Raw genomic sequence first — 21,277 nt, 5'->3', positions numbered from 1 at the left:
CACCAGTGTGACTACGGACACCTTCGATTGCAATTTTCGGCGTGATCCAAGTCACCGCGCAAAGCGGATCACCTCCGCGCTCAGCGGATCGACGCGCCGTTCCCACGGTCGTACCTTCGTCCGTACCTCATCAGCGCCCCGGACAGGAAGGGAGGCTCCGAGCATGGAGCAACGCGAACTCCGGAACATTTTCGGGCAGTTTGCCAGCGGAGTCACGGTCATCACGTGCGCCAACTCCGAGGGCCTGCCGCACGGAGCGACGGTCACCGCCTTCACCGCCGTCTCGATCGAGCCGAGATTGTGCCAGATCACCCTGACCCGAAAGTCCAAGGCCTGCAACTACTTGAGCAAGGCACCCTTCGCCGTCAACATTCTCGCCGCCGACCAGGTGGACACCGCGATGCATTTCGCCGGCCGACCGCAGAACCCCGAACCCGTGTGGGCCGACGGGCCGACCGCCCCCATCATCTGCGGTGCCGCCGCCACGTTGTCGTGCCGGCCGTGGGCCGAGTACGACGGTGGCGATCACATCATCTTCATCGGTGAGATCGTCGCGGCCGAATCCAGCGGCAAGGACCCGCTGCTGTTCTACCGGAGCACCTTCCACGACCTCGGCTCACCGTCCGCGTCGGCCGCATGGAACGGATCGATGGACGATCCGAACAACGGCTGGTTCGACTCCACCACCTCCTTCACCCCATTCCATCTTCAGCCCGTCAACTGACCGCCCGATCCGAAAGGACATTCCATGACCACCACCGAAAGCGCTCCCGAGACCGCGCTCGACCCGACGAAGGTCAACCCGGCCGCAGACTGCGAAGCCAACCGCACGAAGAACTTCGCGTCGCGGCCCATGACCGGTGACGAGTACATCGAGTCGCTGCGCGACGACCGTGAGATCTGGTTGCACGGCGAGCGCGTCGAGGACGTCACCACCCATCCGGCGTTCCGCAACCCCATCCGGATGACCGCCCGCCTCTACGACTCGATGCACACCGGCGAACACGTCGACAAGGTCACCACCCCCACCGACACCGGCAACGGCGGCGTCACGATGCCGTTCTTCAAGGCACCCACCTCCTCGGACGACCTGCTGAAGGAACGCGACGCCATCGCCACCTGGGCGCGCATGACATACGGCTGGATGGGCCGCTCCCCCGACTACAAGGCCTCCTTCCTCGGCACCCTGCACGCCAACAAGGAGCTGTACTCGCCGTTCCAGGACAACGCCGAACGCTGGTACAAGGAATCGCAGGAAAAGGTCCTCTACTGGAACCACGCCATCATCAACCCGCCCGTCGACCGGCAGCTCCCGCCGGACGAGGTCGGCGACGTGTTCATGAAGGTGGAGAAGGAAACCGACGCCGGCCTCATCGTCTCCGGCGCCAAGGTCGTGGCCACCGGCTCCGCGATCACCAACTACAACTTCATCGCCCACTACGGGTTGCCGATCAAGAAGAAGGAATTCGCCCTCATCTGCACCGTCCCGATGGACGCGCCGGGTGTGAAACTGATCTGCCGGTCCTCGTTCACCCAGAACGCGGCCGTGATGGGCACCCCGTTCGACTACCCCCTGTCGAGCCGCATGGACGAGAACGACACCATCTTCATCTTCGACAAGGTGCTGGTGCCGTGGGAGAACGTCTTCATGTACGGCGACGTGGACAAGATCAACGGCTTCTTCCCGCAGTCCGGATTCCTGCCCCGCTTCACGTTCCAGGGCTGCACGCGCCTGGCCGTGAAACTCGACTTCATCGCCGGCATGCTGATGAAGGCCCTCGACGCCACCGGAGCCGGCGGCTTCCGCGGCGTGCAGACCCGCGTCGGTGAGGTCATCGGCTGGCGAAACCTGTTCTGGTCACTCACCGAATCCATGGCACGCAATCCCGAGCCGTGGATCGGCGACACCGTCATCCCCAAGCTCGAATACGGCCTCACGTACCGCATGTTCATGATCCAGGGCTACCCGCGCATCAAGGAGATCATCGAACAGGACGTCGCGTCCGGCCTGATCTACCTGCCCTCGAGCGCACGCGACTTCAAGAGCCCCGACGTCCGCCCGTACCTGGACAAGTACGTCCGCGGCTCCGACGGCATGACCGCGGTCGAACGCGTCAAGATCATGAAGGCGCTGTGGGATTCGATCGGCAGCGAGTTCGGTGGCCGCCACGAACTGTACGAGCGCAATTACTCCGGCAACCACGAGAACGTGAAGGCCGAACTGCTGTTCGCCGCCGAGAACCGCGGCGACGTCGCCTCCATGAAGGGCTTCGCCGAGCAGTGCCTGTCCGAGTACGACCTCGACGGCTGGACGGTCCCCGACCTCATCGGCAACGACGACGTCTCGTACTTCGGTAACAAGTAACCGAACACCCGCGCAGTCCCCGTCAGAAGCGAATCAGCTCTGACGGGGATTTGCCGTACCGCCGGCGGTACGCGGCGGAGAACCGGCCCGCATGGGTAAACCCCCATCGGGCAGCGACTTCGGAGACCGTGACACCCGGCTCCAGCGCCCTCAGGTCGGCGTCGGCGCGACTCAGGCGGATGTCGAGGAGGCATTCGGACGGGCTTCGTCCGACGTACTCGCGAAACCCTTCCTGCAACCGGCGCACACTGGTGCCGGCGAGTTCGGCCATGTCGGCCGCCGTCCAGGCCCGGGCCGGGTCGTCGTTCAACCCGTCGAGGACCCGCTTGACGATCCGCGGTCGGGGCGCGCCGCCGCGCACCTCCTCGTCGGGTGTGACGGCGAGGACGAAGGCCGACGTGATCGCGCCGGCGAGTTGCGGGCCGACCACCGGATTGGCGAGGAGGTCGGCCGGCTCCCGCAGCTGCGCGGTCAGCGAGCGGACCAGGCGAAACCAGCTGCTCTCCGATGCACCGGTGAGATCGATCTGGGACGGCAGGCGCAGCCCGAGGCGCAAGTCGGCGCCGAGAATCCGGTCGGCCTCCCGCTGGAGGTAGTCGCTGTCGAACTTGACGCCGAGCACCGTGCAATCGCCGCTCCACCGGCTGATCAGAGTCGGCTCGTCGGCCCGGAAGACCGTGGCCTGCCCCGGACGCGACACCACCGTGTCGCCCTGCGAACAGGATTCCAGTGAACCGGACAGCGGGATGTTGACCTCGTACGCACCCGGGTAGTCGCATTCGATCGACACGTCCGCGCCCCAGTCCAGCCTGCCGAGCGTGACGGGACCGAAGTCGACGGTCCGCATCGACAGCGTCATCGCACCGCCCGACGACAGATCGGTCAGGGTGTGCGGAAAATACGCACCGGCCACCGCCCTCGACGCCGCATCCCAGTCCTGGGTCTCGGTGATCGTCGATGCCATCGTCATGCACCTGCCTCGGTAAGAGTCGTTCCGACCTATTGAAGCTGCGCCGGGACGCCGAGTCGAGGATAACTGAGACCCCGATCACAACTGGTCGCGCACATCGTCCAGACCCCGCGCAGAATGGCTAGACGACCCACCGACCTGCGCACTACGTTCTCCTCCACGCCGCCATGGCCGCGAAAGTTGTTTCCGAAGAGGAGAATTGACATGACCGCCACCCTGTCTTGGATCGACGAGATCACTATGACGGAACTCGAGCGCAACCCGTACCCGGTGTACGAACGGCTGCGCGCCGAGGCGCCGCTGGCGTACGTCCCGGTTCTCGGTTCGTTCGTCGCGACCACCGCCGACCTCTGCCGCACCATCGCCAACAGCCCCGACTTCGAGGGGATCATCACCAAGGCCGGCGGCCGCACGTTCGGTCACCCCGCCGTGATCGGGGTCAACGGCGAGATCCACCGCGACCTCCGCTCGATGGTCGACCCCGCACTGCAGCCGTCGGAGGTGGACCGCTGGGTCGACGGACTCGTCCGCCCCATCGCCCGGCGTTACGTGGAGCAGTTCGAGAACGACGGCAAGGCCGACCTGGTCTCTCAGTACTGCGAGCCCGTCAGCGTCCGCGCACTCGGCGACCTGCTCGGCCTGAACGACGTCAGTTCGGACACGCTGCGCGACTGGTTCCACCGGCTGTCGAACTCCTTCACCAACGCCGGGGTGGACGAGAACGGCGAGTTCACCAACCCCGAGGGATTTGTCCAGGGTGACGAGGCGAAAGCCGAGATCCGGGCGATCGTCGATCCGCTGATCGACAACTGGATCGTCAACCCCGACGACAGCGCCATCTCGCACTGGTTGCACGACGGCATGCCCGAGGGCCGGGTTCGCGACCGGGAGTACATCTACCCCACCCTCTTCGTCTATCTTCTGGGCGCGATGCAGGAACCCGGCCACGGCATGGCGTCGACGCTCGTCGGCCTGTTCACCCGGCCCGAGCAATTGGAGGCCGTCGTCGACGAGCCTGCCCTCATTCCGCGGGCCATCTCCGAGGGGATGCGCTGGACGTCCCCGATCTGGTCGGCCACCGCACGCATCAGCACCACGGACGTCACGCTCGGCGACGTGTCCCTCCCCGAGGGGTCCGTCGTCCTGCTGTCGTACGGTTCGGCCAACCACGACGCGGAGGTCTACGACGCCCCCACCCAGTACGACATGACCCGTCCCCCGCTCCCCCACCTCGCATTCGGCTCGGGCAACCACGCGTGCGCGGGAATCTATTTCGCCAACCACGTGTGCCGGATCGGACTGGAGGAACTGTTCGAGGCGATCCCGAACCTCGAGCGCGACACCGCCGCGGACGTCGAGTTCTGGGGCTGGGGCTTCCGCGGCCCCACCGCACTCCAGACCACGTGGGAGGTGTAGCCGTGACCTTCACCGTATCGGTCGCCGCCGACACCGTGGAGTGCGGACCCGACCAATCTTTGCTGGACGCGCTTCTGCGGGGCGGAGTGTGGATGCCGAACTCCTGCAATCAGGGCACGTGCGGAACGTGCAAGCTGCGGGTCGTGTCGGGGTCCGTCGATCACCGTCGGTCGCCCGAGAACACGCTTTCCCAGGCCGAACGCGAGCGGGGGTTTGCTTTGGCCTGCCAGGTGACCCCGTGCAGTGACACGGTGGTGGAACGCCTGGACACGGCGCCGGCGGGCGCCGTCCACGCCCTGCGGGACCTCGTCGGCACCGTGAGCGCGATCGAGGACGTCGCCCGTGACACGCGGCGGGTTCTCGTCACGCTCGACAGCCCGCTCGAATTCTCCGCGGGGCAGTACGTCGAACTGCGGGTACCCGGCACCGGCCAGGGTCGTCAGTACTCCATGGCCAATCCACCCGGTGAATCGAAGGTGCTCGAATTCCACATCCGCCGGCAGCCGGGCGGAGTGGCCACGGACGGATGGGTTTTCGGATCGATGTCCGTCGGCGAGCGCGTCGACCTGCTGGGCCCGCTCGGCGACTTCCGCCTCGATCCGGACGACGAGGGTCCGATGGTTCTGCTCGGCGGCGGGACAGGATTGGCGCCGTTGAAAGCCATGGCCCGCCAGGCACTCACGTCGGCTCCGGACCGCGCGATCCACCTGTATCACGGCGTGCGCGAGGAGTCCGACCTCTACGACGTCGACCTGTTCCGGGAGTGGGAGTGCGCACACCCGGGCTTCCGGTACGTGCCGTGCCTCAGCGACCAGTCGTGGTCCGGGCGGTCCGGCTACGTCACGGACGCGTTCGTGGAGGACTTCGACGCCTGTCGCGGATACTCCGGGTATCTGTGCGGGCCGCCCGCGATGGTCGACGCCGGCGTCAAGGCATTCAAGCGCCGGCGTATGGCTCCACGGCGAATCTTCCGGGAGAAGTTCACGCCTGCCGTCTGATCGCGGCACCGACGCACACCGGGGTTCTCCGAGACCCCGGTGTGCGCATGCCGAACACGTCCTAGTCAGTACTCGGTAAATGCCTAGTGTGATGCAGCGCACAGGCTGCAAGAGTGGAATTCATTGCCGGACCCGGGCGCCCTCGCAGGGCGCAAGCCCCCGGAGATCTTGGAGGATCCCATGACTGAAACCCTGTACACAGCGCCGTCCGAAAACGTGCGGGCCAAGCTGGCCGACGCACTCATCGAGGACGCGGAAACCGGCCGCTACCAGGTGCGACGTAGCGTATTCACGGACGAGGACCTGTTCGAACTCGAGATGAAGCACATCTTCGAGGGCAACTGGATCTACCTGGCCCACGAGAGCCAGATCCCGAACGTCGGCGACTACTTCACCACGTACATGGGCCGCCAGCCGATCGTGATCTCCCGCAACAAGGAGGGCGAGCTCAACGCCCTGGTGAACGCGTGCAGCCACCGCGGCGCCATGCTCTGCAGGCGCAAGACGGACAACCGGACCACGTTCACCTGCCCGTTCCACGGCTGGACGTTCAACAACTCCGGCAAGCTCCTCAAGGTCAAGGACCCGCGTGAGGCCGGGTACCCGGAGCAGTTCAACAAGGACGGCTCCCACGACCTCACCAAAGTCGCGCGGTTCGAGAACTACCGTGGCTTCCTGTTCGGCAGCCTCAACGCCGACGTCCCGCCGCTCGAGGAACACCTCGGTGACACCACGAAGATCATCGACATGATCGTCGACCAGTCGCCCGACGGCCTCGAGGTCCTGCGCGGCGCGTCCACCTACACCTATGACGGCAACTGGAAGCTGCAGACCGAGAACGGCGCCGACGGCTACCACGTGTCCGCCACCCACTGGAACTACGCCGCGACCACGTCGCGCCGGGAGTCGGGCGAGTCCACCAACGCCACGAAGGCGATGGACGCCGGCAAGTGGTCGAAGCAGCAGGGCGGCTACTACTCGTTCGACAACGGCCATCTGCTGCTGTGGACCAAGTGGGCCGACCCCGCCAACCGTCCGCTGAACGAGCGTCGCGACGAACTCGTCGCCGAGTACGGCGAAGACCGCGCCGACTGGATGATCGGCGTGTCCCGCAACCTGTGCCTGTACCCGAACGTGTACCTCATGGACCAGTTCGGTTCGCAGATTCGGCATTTCCGTCCGATCTCCGTCGACAAGACCGAGGTCACCATCTACTGCATCGCCCCCAAGGGTGAGAGCCGCACCGCACGCGCCGCCCGCATCCGCCAGTACGAGGACTTCTTCAACGCCACCGGCATGGCCACCCCGGACGATCTCGAGGAGTTCCGCTCCTGCCAGAAGACGTACCAGGCCGGCGCCGCACCGTTCAACGACCTCAGCCGCGGTGTCACCCACCAACTCCAGGGCCCCGACGAGGACGCGAAGAAGATCGGCATCAACCCCATCTCCAGCGGCGTGAAGACCGAGGACGAGGGCCTGTACCCGATCCAGCACGGCTACTGGGTGCAAGCGCTCACCAAGGCGCTCGACGCCGACGTTGCCGCGAACAACCGCTGAGGGAGACGAGAAACATGACCGCAGTAGCCGAAAGCACTGTCACCCAGCACGACATCGAGCAGTTCCTCTACCGTGAGGCCCGCTACCTCGACGACCGCGAGTTCGAGAAGTGGATCGAGTGCTATCACCCCGACTCCGAGTTCTGGATGCCGGCGTGGGCCGACGACGGTGAACTGACCACCGACCCGATGACCGAGATCTCCCTGATCTACTACGCCAACCGTGGTGGCATCGAGGACCGGGTGTTCCGCATCAAGACCGATCGGTCGAGCGCGACGAGTCTTCCGGAACCCCGCACCGGTCATAACATCTCGAACGTCGAGGTCACCGAGCGTCGCGGCGACGTCGTGGACGTCCGGTTCAACTGGTTCACGCTCTACTTCCGGTACAACACGGTCGACACGTACTTCGGGAATTCGTTCTACACCATCGACTTCTCCGGTGAGCAGCCTCTGATCCGGAAGAAGAAGGTCGTGCTCAAGAACGACTACATCCACCACGTGGTCGACATCTACCACATCTGATTTGTTCCCCATTCTTCGCGAATCGAGCTGTTTTCCATGACTTTCCAAGTTGCACTGAGTTTCGAGGACGGGATCACCCGCTTCATCAAGTGTGACGGCGACGAGACGGTCGCCGACGCGTCCTACCGCGCGCGCATCAACATTCCGCTCGACTGTCGAGACGGGGCGTGCGGCACCTGCAAGTCGCTCTGCGAATCCGGCACGTACGACGGCGGCGACTACATCGAGGAAGCGCTCACCGACGAAGAAGCGGAGCAGGGGTACTGCCTGCCGTGCCAGATGATGCCGGAAAGCGATCTGGTGCTGCAGATCCCGACGACGTCCGACGTCGCCAAGACCGCCGCGGGCACGTTCTCGTCGACGGTCACGGAGATCCGCAAGTTCTCCGACACCACCATCGGGTTCACGATCGAGATCGCGAACCGGGACGACCTCGTCTTCCTCCCCGGCCAGTACGTGAACATCACCGTTCCCGGGACCGAAGCGACGCGCTCGTACTCGTTCAGCACCGGACCGACGTCGAAGGAACTGTCGTTCCTGGTCAAGATCACCGACGGCGGCCTGATGTCGGAGTACCTGCGTAGCCGCGCACAGGTCGGCGACGCGCTCGAGTTCACCGGCCCGATGGGAAGCTTCTTCCTCCGCGAGCAGAAGCGTCGCGCCCTGCTGCTGGCCGGCGGCACCGGGCTGGCCCCGCTGCTGTCGATCCTCGACAAGATGCGCACCGACGCCGCCGACCACCCCGTGCACCTGGTCTACGGCGTCTCGTCCGACGCGGACCTGGTGGAACTGGACAAGCTCGAGGAATACACGAAGTCCCTGCCCCAGTTCACGTTCGACTACTGCGTGTCCGACCCGGCGAGCAGTGCACCGAACAAGGGGTACGTGACCGGGCTGTTCGAGCCCGCCCACCTGAACGACGGCGATGTGGACGTGTACCTGTGCGGTCCGCCTCCCATGGTCGAGGCGGTGCGCGACCACCTGAAGTCGGAGGGTGTCACGCCGGCGAACTTCTACTTCGAGAAGTTCAACAACGCGGCGACGCCGAGTGGGTCGGAGGCCTCCGCACCGCCGGCAGCCGACACGGTCGAGGCGGCCCCCGAGTACGAGATCGGCGAGGAACACCAGCCTCTGTCCGAATCGGACGCACAGTTCGACGCCCGCATGGCGCTCGAACTCGGTGCGATGGAACTGACCATCGGCCGGATGACGAAGGAACAGCTGTCCGAGTACCGGATCCTCGCCGAGACCTCGTGCGAGTCGATCGAGAACGACCACTTCACGGACGCAGGCGCCTTCACCGACACCAACGCCGCATTCCACGAATTCCTGTTCCGGTGCACCGCCAACGACGTGCTCCTCGAGGCGTACAACCGCCTGGAGGTCACGCAGCTCATGACGAAGGTGCTTCGCACCGCGGACTGGGTGGACGAGCACATCCAGCACGACCACCTCGACATCGTCACCGCGTTCGAGAAGGGTGACCGGGCCGCCGCCCACGACCTGATCGTCAGCCACAGCGCGCACGCCAAGGCCACCATATGCCGCGCCATCGAGAGGAGTGCCGTCGCATGAGTGGACTCGTCACTCCGCACCGCTTCGACGGCAAGGTCGTCGCGGTCACCGGCGCAGCGCAGGGCATCGGCCTGACGGTCGCCACCCGGCTCGCGGCCGAGGGTGCGTCGCTGATCCTGATCGACCGCGCCGAACTCGTCCACGACGTCGCGAAGGGTTTGCGCGAGAACGGCACCGACGCGCACAGCATCACCGCCGATCTGGAACAGTTCGGCGACGCAGAGGCGGCGATCGACGAGGCGCGGCAGCAGCACGGCCGGCTCGACGTGCTGATCAACAACGTCGGCGGCACCATCTGGGCCAAGCCGTACGAGCACTACACCGCCGAGCAGATCCAGGCGGAGGTGCAGCGGTCGCTGTTCCCGACCCTGTGGACGTGCCGCGCCGTCCTCCCCCACCTCATCGCGCAGGAGTCGGGCACCATCGTCAACGTGTCCTCGGTGGCCACGCGGGGTGTCAACCGCGTGCCCTACGCGGCGTCGAAGGGCGGGGTCAACGCCCTGACCGCCTCTCTCGCTCTCGAGGCCGCACAGTACGGAATCCGCGTGGTGGCCACCGCTCCCGGCGGCACCGAGGCGCCCGCTCGCCGCGTACCTCGCGGCCCCGGAGCGGAGACCGATCAGGAGAAGGCCTGGTACCAGCAGATCGTCGACCAGACGGTCGACTCGTCCCTGCTGAAGCGGTACGGAACGCTGGACGAGCAGGCCGCGGCCATCGTCTTCCTCGCCTCCGACGAGGCCACCTACATCACCGGGACGGTACTGCCCGTCGCCGGTGGCGACCTCGGCTAGCTGCCCACAGATCTCGACCGCCTCATCGGCGGGGCGCATTGCATCGTCTCGCCGGTGGGGCATTTTTCTACCTGAATTCACTTGTGACACAGCACACTTATGAGCGAGACCCGGTTCCCCGTCACACTCACCGAGCGGAGATCACCATGAACCCATCCACCACCCCCGACACCTGGGCGAGTCCGAGACACCGCAGTGCCGTCACCTGGGTCGTCGCGATCGCCACGATCGCGATCATCTTCGACGGCTACGACCTGGTGGTCTACGGCACCATCCTCCCGACGTTGATGAACGATCCCGGCCAACTCGGCGAGATCTCCGCGCAGCAGGCCGGTGCGCTGGGCTCGTACGCGCTCATCGGTGTCATGGTGGGCGCACTCACCGCCGGCGCCGTGGGCGACTACCTCGGCCGGAGGCGGATGATGCTCGTCAACATCGCCTGGTTCTCCATCGGGATGGGACTCGCCGCATTGGCCACCAACGTCACCATGTTCGGCCTGCTGCGATTCTTCACCGGCATCGGGGTCGGCGGCCTCGTCGCCACGGCCGGGGCAATGGTGGCGGAGTTCGCGCCTCCCGGGAAGCGGAACCTGTACAACGCCATCGTCTACAGCGGCGTCCCCGCCGGTGGGGTGCTCGCGTCCCTCCTCGCCATCGTCCTGCGCGACACGATCGGCTGGCGCGGCCTCTTCTGGATCGGCGCACTGCCCATCGTGATCCTGCTTCCGCTGGCCCTCGTGAAGCTGCCGGAGTCGCCGAAGTGGCTCGTCGCCCGAGGCCACGAGGACAGGGCACGCCGCATCTCCGAACGCACCGGCATCCCGATGCCCGGCGCCGACGAGATCGCCGCGGAACGGGCCTCGGTCGAGAAGGTCGGCTTCGCCGCACTCGCGACGCGCCGTTATGCCTGGGGCACTGCGCTTCTCGGAATGATGAGCTTCTCCGGGCTCCTGCTCACGTACGGACTCAACACGTGGCTTCCGAAGATCATGGAGGACGCCGGTTTCAACGCGAAGGGTTCGCTGTCGTTCCTGCTCGTCCTCAACGGCGGCGCGATCCTCGGCGGCCTGATCGCCTCCAAGGTCGCCGACGGTATCGGACCGCAGCGCGTCGTCGCCACGACGTTCGGTCTCGCCGCACTCGCCCTGATCCTCCTGACGCTCGGCTTCCCGCTGCCGGTGCTCCTCGCGTCCGTCGCCGTCGCCGGAGTCGGCACCATCGGCACCCAGGTCCTGATCTACGGCTTCGTCTCCAACTACTACTCGACGTCCGCGCGCGGCGCCGGGGTGGCCTGGTGCGCCGGATTCGGCCGGCTGGGCGGCATCTTCGGCCCCCTGATCGGCGGAGCACTGATCAGCGCCGGCATCAGCAGCCAGGTGGCGTTCTACGTCTTCGCGGGCATCGCCGTCCTGGGCGGGATCGTGACGTTCTTCGTTCCGCGCGCACGGGTCACCCGCGCTGCGCCTGCGGCCGCCTACTCCACCGTCCAGGTGTCGTGACCGGTCAGCAGGCGCTGCAGCGAGCCGTCGTCGACGGGGTCCTTCTCCCGCGCGATCTCGTTCTGCAGGCGAACCATGTCGTCGTACGTGTCCCGCGTGACGCTGCGGAACACACCGGTCACGGTGTGGGTGAGGTCCTGGTCGGAGAGCCTCGACAGTGCGTACGCGTAGTCGGGGTCGTCGGTGTGGGCGTCGTGCACGACGATGTCGTCCCGGTCGACGTCTGCGGTCGCGACCACCTTCAGGCCGAAACCCGATCGGACGACACAGTATTCGCCTGCTCCGCCGAAGACGATCGGCTCGCCGTGGGTCAGCGGGATGAGGCGCTGCTCGGAACCCTCCTTGCGTAGGACGTCGAAGGAGCCGTCGTTGAAGATCGGGCAGTCCTGGTAGATCTCCACGAACGACGTGCCGCGGTGGGCCGCCGCCTGCCGCAGCACCTCCGTCAGCCCCTTGCGGTCCGAGTCCATGGCTCGGGCCGCGAAGGTCGCCTCGGCTCCCAGCGCGAGGGAGAGCGTGTTGAACGGGTGGTCCACAGAACCCAGCGGCGTCGACTTGGTGACCTTGCCGACCTCCGAGGTCGGCGAGTACTGCCCCTTGGTCAGCCCGTAGATCCTGTTGTTGAACAACAGGATCGTCATGTTGACGTTTCTGCGAAGGGCATGGATGAGATGGTTGCCCCCGATCGACAGTGCGTCGCCGTCGCCGGTCACCACCCATACCGACAGGTCGGGGCGCGTCACCGCGAGACCCGTCGCGATGGCAGGCGCACGACCGTGGATCGAGTGCAGGCCGTACGTATCGAGGTAGTACGGGAACCGGCTCGAGCATCCGATACCGGAGACGAACATCAGGTTCTCGCGTCGGAGTCCCAACTCCGGCAGGAAACTTCGGATCGTGGCGAGGATGACGTAATCGCCGCACCCCGGACACCAACGGACCTCCTGGTCCGACGTGAAGTCCTTGGCCTTCTGCGGTTCGTCGGTCGTGGGCACGTGAGCGGTGGCGCTCAGTCCCAGATCTGCACCGACACGACTGATCATCTGTGTCACACCGATTCCTCCTGCCGGGGTCCGGTCGATCGGTAGGTCGCCGACGCGAGCGCGCCGGTGGTCTTCGCGAGCTCGTGCTCACGCAACGTTCCGGCCAGAGCGGAGTCGATCACGTCGTGCAGTTCGTCGCCGAGGAACGCGAGTCCCCGCACCTTCGTCACCGACTGCACGTCGACGAGGAACCTCGAACGGAGGATCATCGCGAGCTGGCCGAGATTCATCTCCGGTGCGACGACGGTCCCGTAGCTGCGCAGCACCGCACCGAGATTGGCGGGCAGCGGGTTGATGTTGCGCACGTGCACGTGGGCCACCTTCTTGCCCTCGCGGCGGGCCCGCCGGCAGGCCTCACCGATGGGCCCGTACGAGCTGCCCCACCCGACGAGCAGCAGGTCGGCCTCACCCGAGGGGTCGTCGACGACCGCGTCGGGAACGGCGATTCCGTCGATCTTGGCCTGACGCAACCGCACCATGAGGTCGTGGTTGGCGGGATCGTAGGAGATGTCGCCGCTGCCGTCGGCCTTCTCGAGTCCGCCGATGCGGTGTTCGAGCCCGGGCGTTCCCGGTATCGCCATGGCACGGGCGAGCGACTCCCGGTCGCGGGCGTACGGTGCGAATTCGCCGTCCACGGGCGGCGCCGTGTCGCAGCCGGGGTCGATCCGGTCCAGTTCGGACACGTCCGGGATGGCCCACGGTTCGCTGCCGTTCGCGATGGCGCCGTCCGACAGCAACAGCACCGGTGTGCGGTACGTGAACGCGATCCGGGCGGCCTCGACGGCGGCATCGAAACAGTCTGCGGGTGAGCGCGGCGCGATCACGGCGACCGGCGACTCGCCGTTGCGTCCGTACATTGCCTGCAACAGGTCCGACTGCTCGGTCTTCGTCGGGAGCCCGGTGGACGGGCCGCCGCGCTGGACGTCGATGACGAGCAGCGGGACCTCCGTCATCACCGCCAGCCCGATGGCTTCACTCTTCAGCGCCAGTCCGGGTCCGGACGTGCTCGTCACACCGAGCGCACCCCCGATCGACGCGCCCAGCGCCGCGCCGATTCCGGCGATCTCGTCCTCGGCCTGGAACGTGGTGACGCCGAGATTCCGGTGCTTGCTCAGCTCGTGCAGGATGTCCGACGCCGGCGTGATCGGATAGGTGCCGAGGAAGACGTCCCGCGACGCCAGCCGTCCCGCGGTCACCACCCCGTAGGCCAGGGCCGTGTTCCCGGTGACCTGGCGATACGTTGCCGGTGGGAGCGTCGCCGCCGACACCTCGTACGTGGTCGCGAAGCTCTCCGTCGTCTCCCCGTAGTTCCACCCGGCCTTGAACGCGAGCAGGTTGCCCTCCGCGATCTGCGGCTTCGCTGCGAACTTGGTCTGCAGGAACCGCTCGATGCTGTGGGTGGGGCGGTTGTACATCCACGACAGCAGTCCGAGCGCGAACATGTTCTTCGCCCGCTCGCCGTCCTTCCGGCTCAGTCCGGCGGGTTCGACCGCGCCGACCGTCAACGTCGACATCGCCACCGGATGCACCACGTAGTCCTCGAGGGAGTCGTCGTCGAGGGGGCTCGTGGCGTATCCGACCTTCGCGAGATTCCGCTTGGTGAACTCGTCCGTGTTCACGATGATCATGCCGCCGCGCGGCAGATCGCCCAGGTTCGCCTTCAACGCCGCCGGGTTCATGGCGACCAGGACGTCCGGGCGGTCGCCGGCCGTGAGGATGTCGTAGTCCGCGATCTGGATCTGGAACGACGACACACCGGGGAGCGTGCCCTGAGGCGCCCGGATCTCGGCGGGAAAGTTGGGCTGGGTGGCGAGGTCGTTGCCGAACGCCGCCGCCTCCGACGTGAACCGGTCGCCGGTCAACTGCATGCCGTCGCCGGAGTCTCCGGCAAAGCGGATCGCCACTCGCTCCAACTTCGTGGAGTTCGCCTCCGTCGTCATGAATGCACCGAATCCTTCGACTCGTAGTCGTTCTGACCAGCAGCTTCTAACCTCACGGTACAAGCGTTCCCAGTTTTCGCCAGGAACACGCCGAAATCAGGCGTCGCGATACGGTGAGTGGTGTGAGAGACCCAGGGAACATCGAGCTCGTCGGGCGTTCCCGCGAACTCGCCGAATTGGAGGCGATGCTGCGTGAGGCGGGCGAGAACGCGCCCGTCGTCGTGGTCGTCGAAGGCGTGCCGGGCATCGGCAAGACCTCTGTGATGGAACACTTCCTCGCGGTGCATCCCGACCTGCCGGCGTTCTCCGCGGTCTGCGCCCCGTGGGCGTCGGGCCATCCCTTCGGCGTCGCCGAACAGCTGCTCGGTGCCCCCGTGACGTCGAAGGACCCACTGGACGTCGCCCGCGAACTCGTCGCGGCAGTCGATCCGCCTGCCGGTGACGCGCCGTTCGTCTTCGCGCTCGACGATGCGCACTGGGCAGACCTCGCCTCACTGCAGGCGCTGACCTCCGCCGTGCATCTGCTCGACCGACCCGCGATGATCGTCCTCGTCACGAACTCGGAACCTCCCGACGGTATTCCCGCGGACGTCCTCGACCTCCTCGACCGGCATCGCCGGCACCGGATCCACGTCCGTCCGCTCGATGCGTCCGGCACCCGCAGACTTGCGAATACCCTTGCGCATATCGACCTTCCGGCCCCGGTGGCGCACCAGCTCGTTCAGCACGCTGCGGGAAATCCGCGGCACCTCACGCAACTTCTGCAGGAAGTCGATCCCAGCGCCTGGGACCAGTGGCAGCCAGTGCTCCCGGTGCCCCGCATATTCGCGGCGAAAGTGCAGTCACAACTGTCGGCGTGCTCAGCGCCTGCCCGGGCGCTCGTCGAGTCGGCGGCGGTACTCGCCGGGGATCCCCGATTCGCCGACGCCGCCGCACTCGCCGGAATCGAGAACCCGGTGGAAGCGCTCGACGAAATCCATCGTGCCGGCCTTCTCACCGTCGGCGAGCGTCGCGGCGTGACCGTGCTGACCTTCCCGTCACCGCTCACCCGCGCCGCCGTCTACCGCAGCCTCGGGCCGATCCGACTGCGCGACCTGCACGATCATGCCGCACGGATCGTCGAGGACGAGGGCAGGCGACTGGACCATCGCGCCGCAGCGGCACCGTTCGCCGACCCGGCGCTCGCGGACGAACTGGACACCTACTCCGCGCAGAGGGCAACCGTCGGGGCGTGGTCGGCCGTCGCGGACGCATTGATCAAGTCGAGCCGCCTCACCGCGGACCGCGGCGAACGCGAACAACGCCTCATCCGGGCCGTCGACGCTCTCGTCGGTGCCAGTAACCTTCCCCAGGCACTGGCGTTCGCGCCGGAGATCGAGAGCTTCCCCGAGAGTCCGTTACGCGACGCCGTGCTCGGCTATCTCGCCATCCTCAGGGGACGACCCGCGGAGGCCGATCTGCTGCTCACGCAATCGTGGACCGCGTGCGACCCGGATACCGATCCGGGCACGGCCGCGCTGATCTGCCAGCGCCGGGTCCTGGACTCACTCGTCCGCTGGCACGGACCGGACCTCGTCGAATGGGCCAGCCGGGCCGTGGCTCTCGTCGATCCGGGCGATCCGTCGGCCGTCGAATCCGCGGCGATCATGGGACTCGGACTCGCTGCCACGGGTCGGATCGTGGAGGCACGAGCCGCCTACGACACGCTGTCCGCGAAGATCGCGCTCGGTGCCCAGTCCCAGCGCTTCGACATGGCCAGGGGTTGGCTCGATCTGGCGCTGGACGATCCCGAATCGGCGCGTCAGGAACTCGAGAGCGCCGTCCCCACGGCCTTCCGGATGGGCTCGACCCGCATCTCGCTGTGGGCGCAGGCCTGGCTGGCGCGAACGCAATTCGCCCTCGGCGACTGGAGCGGCGCCATCGCCACGGTCGACCGTGCGGGACACCAGCTCGAGGACGCCGCGCTCGACCTCGTCCGGCCCCTCGTGCACTGGACCGGCGCGCAGACGCACGCGCTGCGCGGAAACTGGCCCGCTGCGCACGAGCACCTCCGCCTCGCGGCTGCGAGTTCGCACGACTACCCGATGATGTTCATTCCGTCCTCCCTGGCACGCGCCCAGTGCGCCGAAGTGCAGGCCGACTACGCCACCGTCATCAGGGCGCTGGAGCCACTCACCCGCCTGCAACCGCGGGAGGGCATCGACGAGCCCGGCTTCTGGCAGTGGCCCGACGTCTACGCGAACGCTCTCGTGATGGCCGGTCGCGTCGACGACGCGGACGCCTTCCTCACCCCGCACGAGGAACGCGCCGCGGAGCGCGGGCACCGGTCGGCGATGGCTCGTCTCGGTTACGCCCGCGGTCGCGTCGCCGGGGCGCGCGGCGACATCGACGCCGCCCGGGACGTGTTCGAGACGGCATTGACGCACCTCGACACCCTTCCCCTCCCCTACGATCGCGCCCGGGTGAACTTCGCGTACGGCCAGACCCTGCGCCGGGCAGGCAAGCGACGCGAAGCGGACGCCGTCATGCAGGCCGCCCGGGAGGGGTACTTCGCGCTCGGAGCCACCTCCTACGTGCAGCGGTGCGACCGCGAACTCAAGGCCGGGGGCCTCAACCTCAAACGCAGCCGGTTCACGCTCGAGGAACTGACTCCGCAGGAACGGGCCGTGACCGAACTCGTCGCGGGTGGCGCCAGCAACAAGGAGGCGGCCGGCGAGTTGTTCCTGTCCGTCAAGACCGTGCAGTACCACCTGACCCGGGTCTACGCGAAGCTCGGCATCCGCTCGCGCAGCGAACTCGCGGCGCAGTTCCGCGACCAGGAGTGACGTCCGGGGTGACGGGAACCTACCCCGAGGGTGCCTGTTCGGGGCCTCGTCGTCGGGCCAGGCTGGATCTCGACCGATGCAGCCGACCCACCGGAGTACCGAGATGGATGACACGATCGACGCAGTGCAAGCCGACCGCGACCTGAAGAACAAACACCGCGCCATGTGGGCTCTCGGCGACTACCCCGCCCTCGCCACCGACATCATCGCCGGCCTCGGGCCCGCCCTGGTCCGGGCGAGCCGGATCAGGCCCGGTGACCGTGTTCTCGACGTCGCGGCCGGCTCCGGCAACGCCGCCATCCCTGCGGCGCTGTACGGCGCGAGCGTCGTGGCCGGGGACCTCACCCCCGAACTGTTCGACGCCGGACGCCGCCGGGCCGCCGAACTCGGCGCCGAGGTGGAGTGGCGCGAAGCCGATGCCGAGGCCATGCCGTTCGCCGACAACGAGTTCGACACCGTGATGTCGTGCGTCGGTGTCATGTTCGCCCCGCACCATCAGGCGAGCGCCGACGAACTCGTCCGCGTCTGCCGGCCGGGAGGGACGATCGGCCTGCTCAGCTGGACCCCCGAGGGTTTCATCGGCCAGATGTTCGCAACGATGAAACCGTATGCACCCCCGCCCCCGCCGGGCGCGCAGCCCCCGCCGCTGTGGGGCCGAGAGGAACACGTCCGGGCGTTGTTCGGCCACCGCGTCACCGACATCGTGGCCACCCGGCACACCGTGCGCATCGATCAGTTCCGGTCGCCCGAGGACTTCCGTGACTACTTCAAGACCCGCTACGGTCCGACGATCGCCGTGTACCGGAACATCGCCGACGACCCCGCCCGAGTCGCCGCGCTGGACCACGAACTCGCCGATCTCGCACGTCGTTTCGACCACGGCACCGACGGCACCGTGATGAACTGGGAATACCTCCTCCTCACCGCACGGAAGTGGTAGCGGGGTCGACCACGATCGTGCTCTCGTTGCCCGGGTCGGCAGCGCCTGCCCCCTGCCACCCCGACCATGCACACGTTTCCCAGTCGCGATTCGGGTATTGCCCGGTCCGAACTCGGTTGCTAGAGTCGAACACAGTTGGCTCTTCTGACCCTTTGATGGGTGATCTCCGCGAGCCTGATAGACGCAACGCCCTCCCTCGCATAGGTTTTGGTTTGCGAAGACAAGACCTAAGGGAGAAGGCGTTGCGCGCTGCCAGAATACTGCAGAAACTGCTGGGAATCGACAGGGCCCGGGTAATCGATGTCGCATTCACGGACGACGAACGAGGGCCCGTGATCGTGGTGACCCTCGAGTCGCACGCGTCGGTGCGGTCCCGCTGTCCACATTGTAAACAGCGCTGCCCTAGATACGATCGCCCGAATCGATCTCGACAGTGGCGTCACCTGGATATGGGCGGCACACGGTGCTTCGTACAAGCTTCGGTATCGAGGATTCGATGCCCCGAGCACGGCGTGGTGACCGAGATGGTGCCGTGGGCACGGCCGGCCGCGAACATGACCAGGGCGTTCGACGACAACGTGGCGTGGTTGGCCGCGCACAGTCCAGCTACCTCGGTGTGCGAGTACGCCCGAGTGGCGTGGCGATCTGTGACCAGGATCGTCACCCGCGTCGTCGGCGACGCTGTCGGACGCACTGATCGGCTCCAGGGATTGCGGCGCTTGGGGATCGACGAAATCGCCTACCGGAAAGGTCACCGGTATCTCACCGTGGTGGTCGATCACGACACAGGCCGACTCGTATGGGCAGCCGAAGGGCACAACGAGAGCACCTTGAATCGATTCTTCGACGAGTTGGGTGAAGAACGCACGGCTCGTCTGACGCATATCAGTGCTGATGCTGCGAAGTGGATCGCCTCGACCGTGTGCAGCAGGGCGCCGCAGGTGAAGCGGTGTATGGATCCGTTTCATGTGATTCAGTGGATGACGCGGGCTCTGGACCGACTGCGCTCGCGTGTGTTGTCGCGGCTATGGGGATTCACCGACCGGGATCGACGGCACCTGCGGTGGGCATTGTTGAAGAACGTCGAGAATCTCAACCCCGCGCAGATATCAGTCCGAGCAAAGATCCTCGAGGACAGAAACAGCGAACTGTGTCGAGGCTATGTCATGAAAGAACAACTGCAACATGTCTATTCCGGCTCGAAGAAGAGAGCCTCCGTACGACTGCGAGCATGGATGCAGATGGCCCAGGACAGTCGGATCCCGGAACTTGTAGGCCTGGCTAAGAGCATCGCTCGCTACCGGCGCGAGATCCTCAACGCAATCGAATACGACCTGTCCAATGCTCGCGTCGAGGCTAACAACACCCACCTGCGTTCACTGACGAAGCGATCCTACGGATTTCACAGCCCAGAGGCCTTGATTGCGATGGCGACACTGACACGAGGAGGGGCGTGCCCAGCTCTGCCACAACGTTAATCGCCCACCAAAGGGTCAGGACGGCCACACAGTTTCGAATAACCTTGGGGGAGGTTGGTTGTGGGGGAAGTGGTAGCGCCGGATCTTGCCGAGTTGCGTGCGTTCGCGGCGCGGCTGCGAGTGGTTTCCGCCGACGGGGATGCGGGATTGGGGATCGAGTGGCTCGACGCAATCGAGACGTTGAAGTCCGTCGGGTGTGCGGTGCAGGCGGTGATCACCGACGACGTCGCCACCCGCATCCGCGCGGACCGGAAGGCGGCGGGGTTGCCGCGAGCGGACTGGGACCGCGGCATCGCCTCGCAGATTGCGTTGGCGCGCAGAGAATCCCCGAACCGCGGCGGCCGTCACCTCGGTTTCGCGCAGGCCCTGGTGCACGAGATGCCCCACACCCTGGCCCTGTTGCAGACCGGTCGGCTGAACGAATGGCGTGCCACGTTGCTGGTACGCGAAACGGCATGCCTGTCGGCGCAAGATCGGGGAAACGTGGACCGCCGGTTGTGCTCGGACCCGGCCACTCTCGACGGAGTCGGGGACCGCGGGCTGATCGCGCAGGCGAAAGCGTTGGCGGTCGAACTCGACGCCGCGGCCGTGATGCGCCGGCACCGCAAGGCAGTGTCCGAGCGTCGGGTCACGACCCGTCCGGCGCCGGACTCGATGGCCTACCTGAGCGTGCTGATGCCGGTCGAGCAGGCGGTGTGCCTGCAGGCCACGCTGGGTCGAGATGCGGACAGTCTCATTGCGACCGGGAACAGTGGTGGTCGCACCCGCAATCAGCTGATGGTGGACCTGTTGTTCGACCGCGGCACCGGAGCATCAGTGGCGTCGGGTGTGCCGGTGGCGGTGAACCTCGTGCTCTCGGACGAGACCTTGCTAGCAGGCGGGCACGAGGCCGCGCAGCTGCAGGGGTTCGGGCCGGTGCCGGCAGGGATCGCCCGGCGCCTGGTGGCGGATGCGGTCGGTTCAGACACCGAGACGTCGTTGCGGCGAGTGTATTCGTGCCCGCAGTCGGGAGCGTTGACGGCGATGGAATCGCAGTCGCGCACGTTCCCGAAGAGCCTGCGAAAGCTGATCGACGTCCGCGACCGGACGTGCCGCACGCCGTGGTGTGACGCGCCGATCCGCCATCACGACCACATCCGCTCCCGCCGAAAGCACGGTTCCACAAGCGTGCACAACGGGTCCGGGCTGTGCGAGGCCTGCAACTACGCGAAGGAAGGCGACGGATGGACCGCCCGACCGGTACCCAACCCCGGCGGCACCCACCTCATCGACCTGGGCACCCCGACCGGGCACCACTACCGCTCGGCGGCGCCGCCGCTCCCGGACCCGGCGCATCTGCGCGCGTCATGACAGCGC

General features: G+C 66.6%; 16 protein-coding genes. 13 read left to right on the top strand and 3 right to left on the bottom strand.

Annotated features, from left to right (window positions below; all coding sequences use genetic code 11):
* Positions 1–163: 163 nt before the first annotated feature.
* Entirely contained in the window at positions 164–724 is a 561-nt protein-coding gene (locus tag DTA22_RS35480) for a flavin reductase family protein (RefSeq protein ID WP_037231006.1), read from the top strand.
* Between the two features lie 24 nt (positions 725–748).
* Positions 749–2,365, top strand: a complete 1,617-nt coding sequence (locus tag DTA22_RS35475) for a 4-hydroxyphenylacetate 3-hydroxylase family protein (protein WP_112302509.1) — start codon at positions 749–751, stop codon at positions 2,363–2,365.
* A 22-nt stretch (positions 2,366–2,387) separates the two neighbouring features.
* Here DTA22_RS35475 and DTA22_RS35470 read toward each other — a convergent pair whose 3' ends face one another.
* Positions 2,388–3,335 (bottom strand): AraC family transcriptional regulator, encoded by a 948-nt coding sequence (locus tag DTA22_RS35470; protein ID WP_112302508.1) that lies wholly within the window; start codon positions 3,333–3,335, stop codon positions 2,388–2,390.
* 204 nt (positions 3,336–3,539) lie between these two features.
* On the opposite strand from DTA22_RS35470, the gene DTA22_RS35465 reads away from it, so the two are divergent.
* The 7 genes from DTA22_RS35465 to DTA22_RS35435 all read left to right on the top strand — a co-directional run bounded on the left by DTA22_RS35465 (position 3,540) and on the right by DTA22_RS35435 (position 11,695).
* The gene (locus tag DTA22_RS35465; RefSeq protein ID WP_112302507.1) at positions 3,540–4,751 is read left to right on the top strand and encodes a cytochrome P450; all 1,212 of its coding nucleotides are present in this window, start codon (positions 3,540–3,542) and stop codon (positions 4,749–4,751) included.
* Positions 4,752–4,753: 2 nt separating this feature from the next.
* Positions 4,754–5,749, top strand: coding sequence for a 2Fe-2S iron-sulfur cluster-binding protein (locus DTA22_RS35460; RefSeq protein WP_112302506.1), 996 nt, complete (start codon positions 4,754–4,756; stop codon positions 5,747–5,749).
* A gap of 180 nt (positions 5,750–5,929) precedes the next feature.
* Positions 5,930–7,306, top strand: a complete 1,377-nt coding sequence (gene benA / locus DTA22_RS35455; protein ID WP_037225713.1) for a benzoate 1,2-dioxygenase large subunit — start codon at positions 5,930–5,932, stop codon at positions 7,304–7,306.
* Between the two features lie 14 nt (positions 7,307–7,320).
* The gene (benB, locus tag DTA22_RS35450; protein ID WP_112302505.1) at positions 7,321–7,830 is read left to right on the top strand and encodes a benzoate 1,2-dioxygenase small subunit; all 510 of its coding nucleotides are present in this window, start codon (positions 7,321–7,323) and stop codon (positions 7,828–7,830) included.
* A 36-nt stretch (positions 7,831–7,866) separates the two neighbouring features.
* Positions 7,867–9,405 (top strand): benzoate 1,2-dioxygenase electron transfer component BenC, encoded by a 1,539-nt coding sequence (benC, locus tag DTA22_RS35445; RefSeq protein ID WP_112302504.1) that lies wholly within the window; start codon positions 7,867–7,869, stop codon positions 9,403–9,405.
* Positions 9,402–10,196: a 1,6-dihydroxycyclohexa-2,4-diene-1-carboxylate dehydrogenase gene (locus tag DTA22_RS35440; protein ID WP_112302503.1), complete on the top strand. Its 795-nt coding sequence runs from the start codon at positions 9,402–9,404 to the stop codon at positions 10,194–10,196. Before benC ends, DTA22_RS35440 begins: the two co-directional genes overlap by 4 nt.
* Positions 10,197–10,342: 146 nt before the next feature.
* A complete protein-coding gene (locus DTA22_RS35435; protein ID WP_112302502.1) occupies positions 10,343–11,695 on the top strand; it encodes an MFS transporter in 1,353 nt (450 codons plus the stop codon).
* Here the strand turns inward: DTA22_RS35435 and DTA22_RS35430 are convergent.
* Positions 11,671–12,738, bottom strand: coding sequence for a 2-oxoacid:ferredoxin oxidoreductase subunit beta (locus DTA22_RS35430; protein ID WP_112302563.1), 1,068 nt, complete (start codon positions 12,736–12,738; stop codon positions 11,671–11,673). The two genes, DTA22_RS35435 and DTA22_RS35430, sit on opposite strands and share 25 nt — an antisense overlap.
* A 5-nt stretch (positions 12,739–12,743) precedes the next feature.
* Positions 12,744–14,678 (bottom strand): 2-oxoacid:acceptor oxidoreductase subunit alpha, encoded by a 1,935-nt coding sequence (locus DTA22_RS35425; protein ID WP_112302501.1) that lies wholly within the window; start codon positions 14,676–14,678, stop codon positions 12,744–12,746.
* A 122-nt stretch (positions 14,679–14,800) separates the two neighbouring features.
* Here DTA22_RS35425 and DTA22_RS35420 point away from each other — a divergent pair, with 122 nt between their 5' ends.
* The 4 genes from DTA22_RS35420 to DTA22_RS35405 all read left to right on the top strand — a co-directional run bounded on the left by DTA22_RS35420 (position 14,801) and on the right by DTA22_RS35405 (position 21,271).
* Positions 14,801–17,503 (top strand): helix-turn-helix transcriptional regulator, encoded by a 2,703-nt coding sequence (locus DTA22_RS35420; RefSeq protein ID WP_112302500.1) that lies wholly within the window; start codon positions 14,801–14,803, stop codon positions 17,501–17,503.
* Between the two features lie 103 nt (positions 17,504–17,606).
* Positions 17,607–18,443, top strand: coding sequence for a class I SAM-dependent methyltransferase (locus tag DTA22_RS35415; RefSeq protein WP_037226220.1), 837 nt, complete (start codon positions 17,607–17,609; stop codon positions 18,441–18,443).
* 242 nt (positions 18,444–18,685) lie between these two features.
* Complete coding sequence (locus DTA22_RS35410; RefSeq protein ID WP_112302562.1) at positions 18,686–19,921, top strand: ISL3 family transposase; 1,236 nt, start codon at positions 18,686–18,688, stop codon at positions 19,919–19,921.
* A 60-nt stretch (positions 19,922–19,981) separates the two neighbouring features.
* Positions 19,982–21,271 carry an HNH endonuclease gene (locus DTA22_RS35405; protein WP_112302499.1) on the top strand — a complete coding sequence of 430 codons (1,290 nt, stop codon included), beginning with the start codon at positions 19,982–19,984 and terminating at the stop codon, positions 21,269–21,271.
* Positions 21,272–21,277 lie beyond the last annotated feature (6 nt).

Origin of the sequence: Rhodococcus wratislaviensis (assembly GCF_900455735.1) — a bacterium.
Lineage (GTDB): Bacteria > Actinomycetota > Actinomycetes > Mycobacteriales > Mycobacteriaceae > Rhodococcus_F > Rhodococcus_F wratislaviensis.
Note: the sequence above shows the minus strand (reverse complement) of the source record. Positions and strands in the feature narration are given on the sequence as shown.

Bases quoted from the DNA above. Each gene is read 5' to 3' on its own strand.
- DTA22_RS35480 (WP_037231006.1), top strand. From the start codon at position 164: ATGGAGCAACGCGAACTCCGGAACATTTTCGGGCAGTTTGCCAGCGGA.
- DTA22_RS35475 (WP_112302509.1), top strand. From the start codon at position 749: ATGACCACCACCGAAAGCGCTCCCGAGACCGCGCTCGACCCGACGAAG.
- DTA22_RS35470 (WP_112302508.1), bottom strand. From the start codon at position 3,335: ATGACGATGGCATCGACGATCACCGAGACCCAGGACTGGGATGCGGCG.
- DTA22_RS35465 (WP_112302507.1), top strand. From the start codon at position 3,540: ATGACCGCCACCCTGTCTTGGATCGACGAGATCACTATGACGGAACTC.
- benA (WP_037225713.1), top strand. From the start codon at position 5,930: ATGACTGAAACCCTGTACACAGCGCCGTCCGAAAACGTGCGGGCCAAG.
- benB (WP_112302505.1), top strand. From the start codon at position 7,321: ATGACCGCAGTAGCCGAAAGCACTGTCACCCAGCACGACATCGAGCAG.
- benC (WP_112302504.1), top strand. From the start codon at position 7,867: ATGACTTTCCAAGTTGCACTGAGTTTCGAGGACGGGATCACCCGCTTC.
- DTA22_RS35440 (WP_112302503.1), top strand. From the start codon at position 9,402: ATGAGTGGACTCGTCACTCCGCACCGCTTCGACGGCAAGGTCGTCGCG.
- DTA22_RS35435 (WP_112302502.1), top strand. From the start codon at position 10,343: ATGAACCCATCCACCACCCCCGACACCTGGGCGAGTCCGAGACACCGC.
- DTA22_RS35430 (WP_112302563.1), bottom strand. From the start codon at position 12,738: ATGATCAGTCGTGTCGGTGCAGATCTGGGACTGAGCGCCACCGCTCAC.
- DTA22_RS35425 (WP_112302501.1), bottom strand. From the start codon at position 14,678: ATGACGACGGAGGCGAACTCCACGAAGTTGGAGCGAGTGGCGATCCGC.
- DTA22_RS35415 (WP_037226220.1), top strand. From the start codon at position 17,607: ATGGATGACACGATCGACGCAGTGCAAGCCGACCGCGACCTGAAGAAC.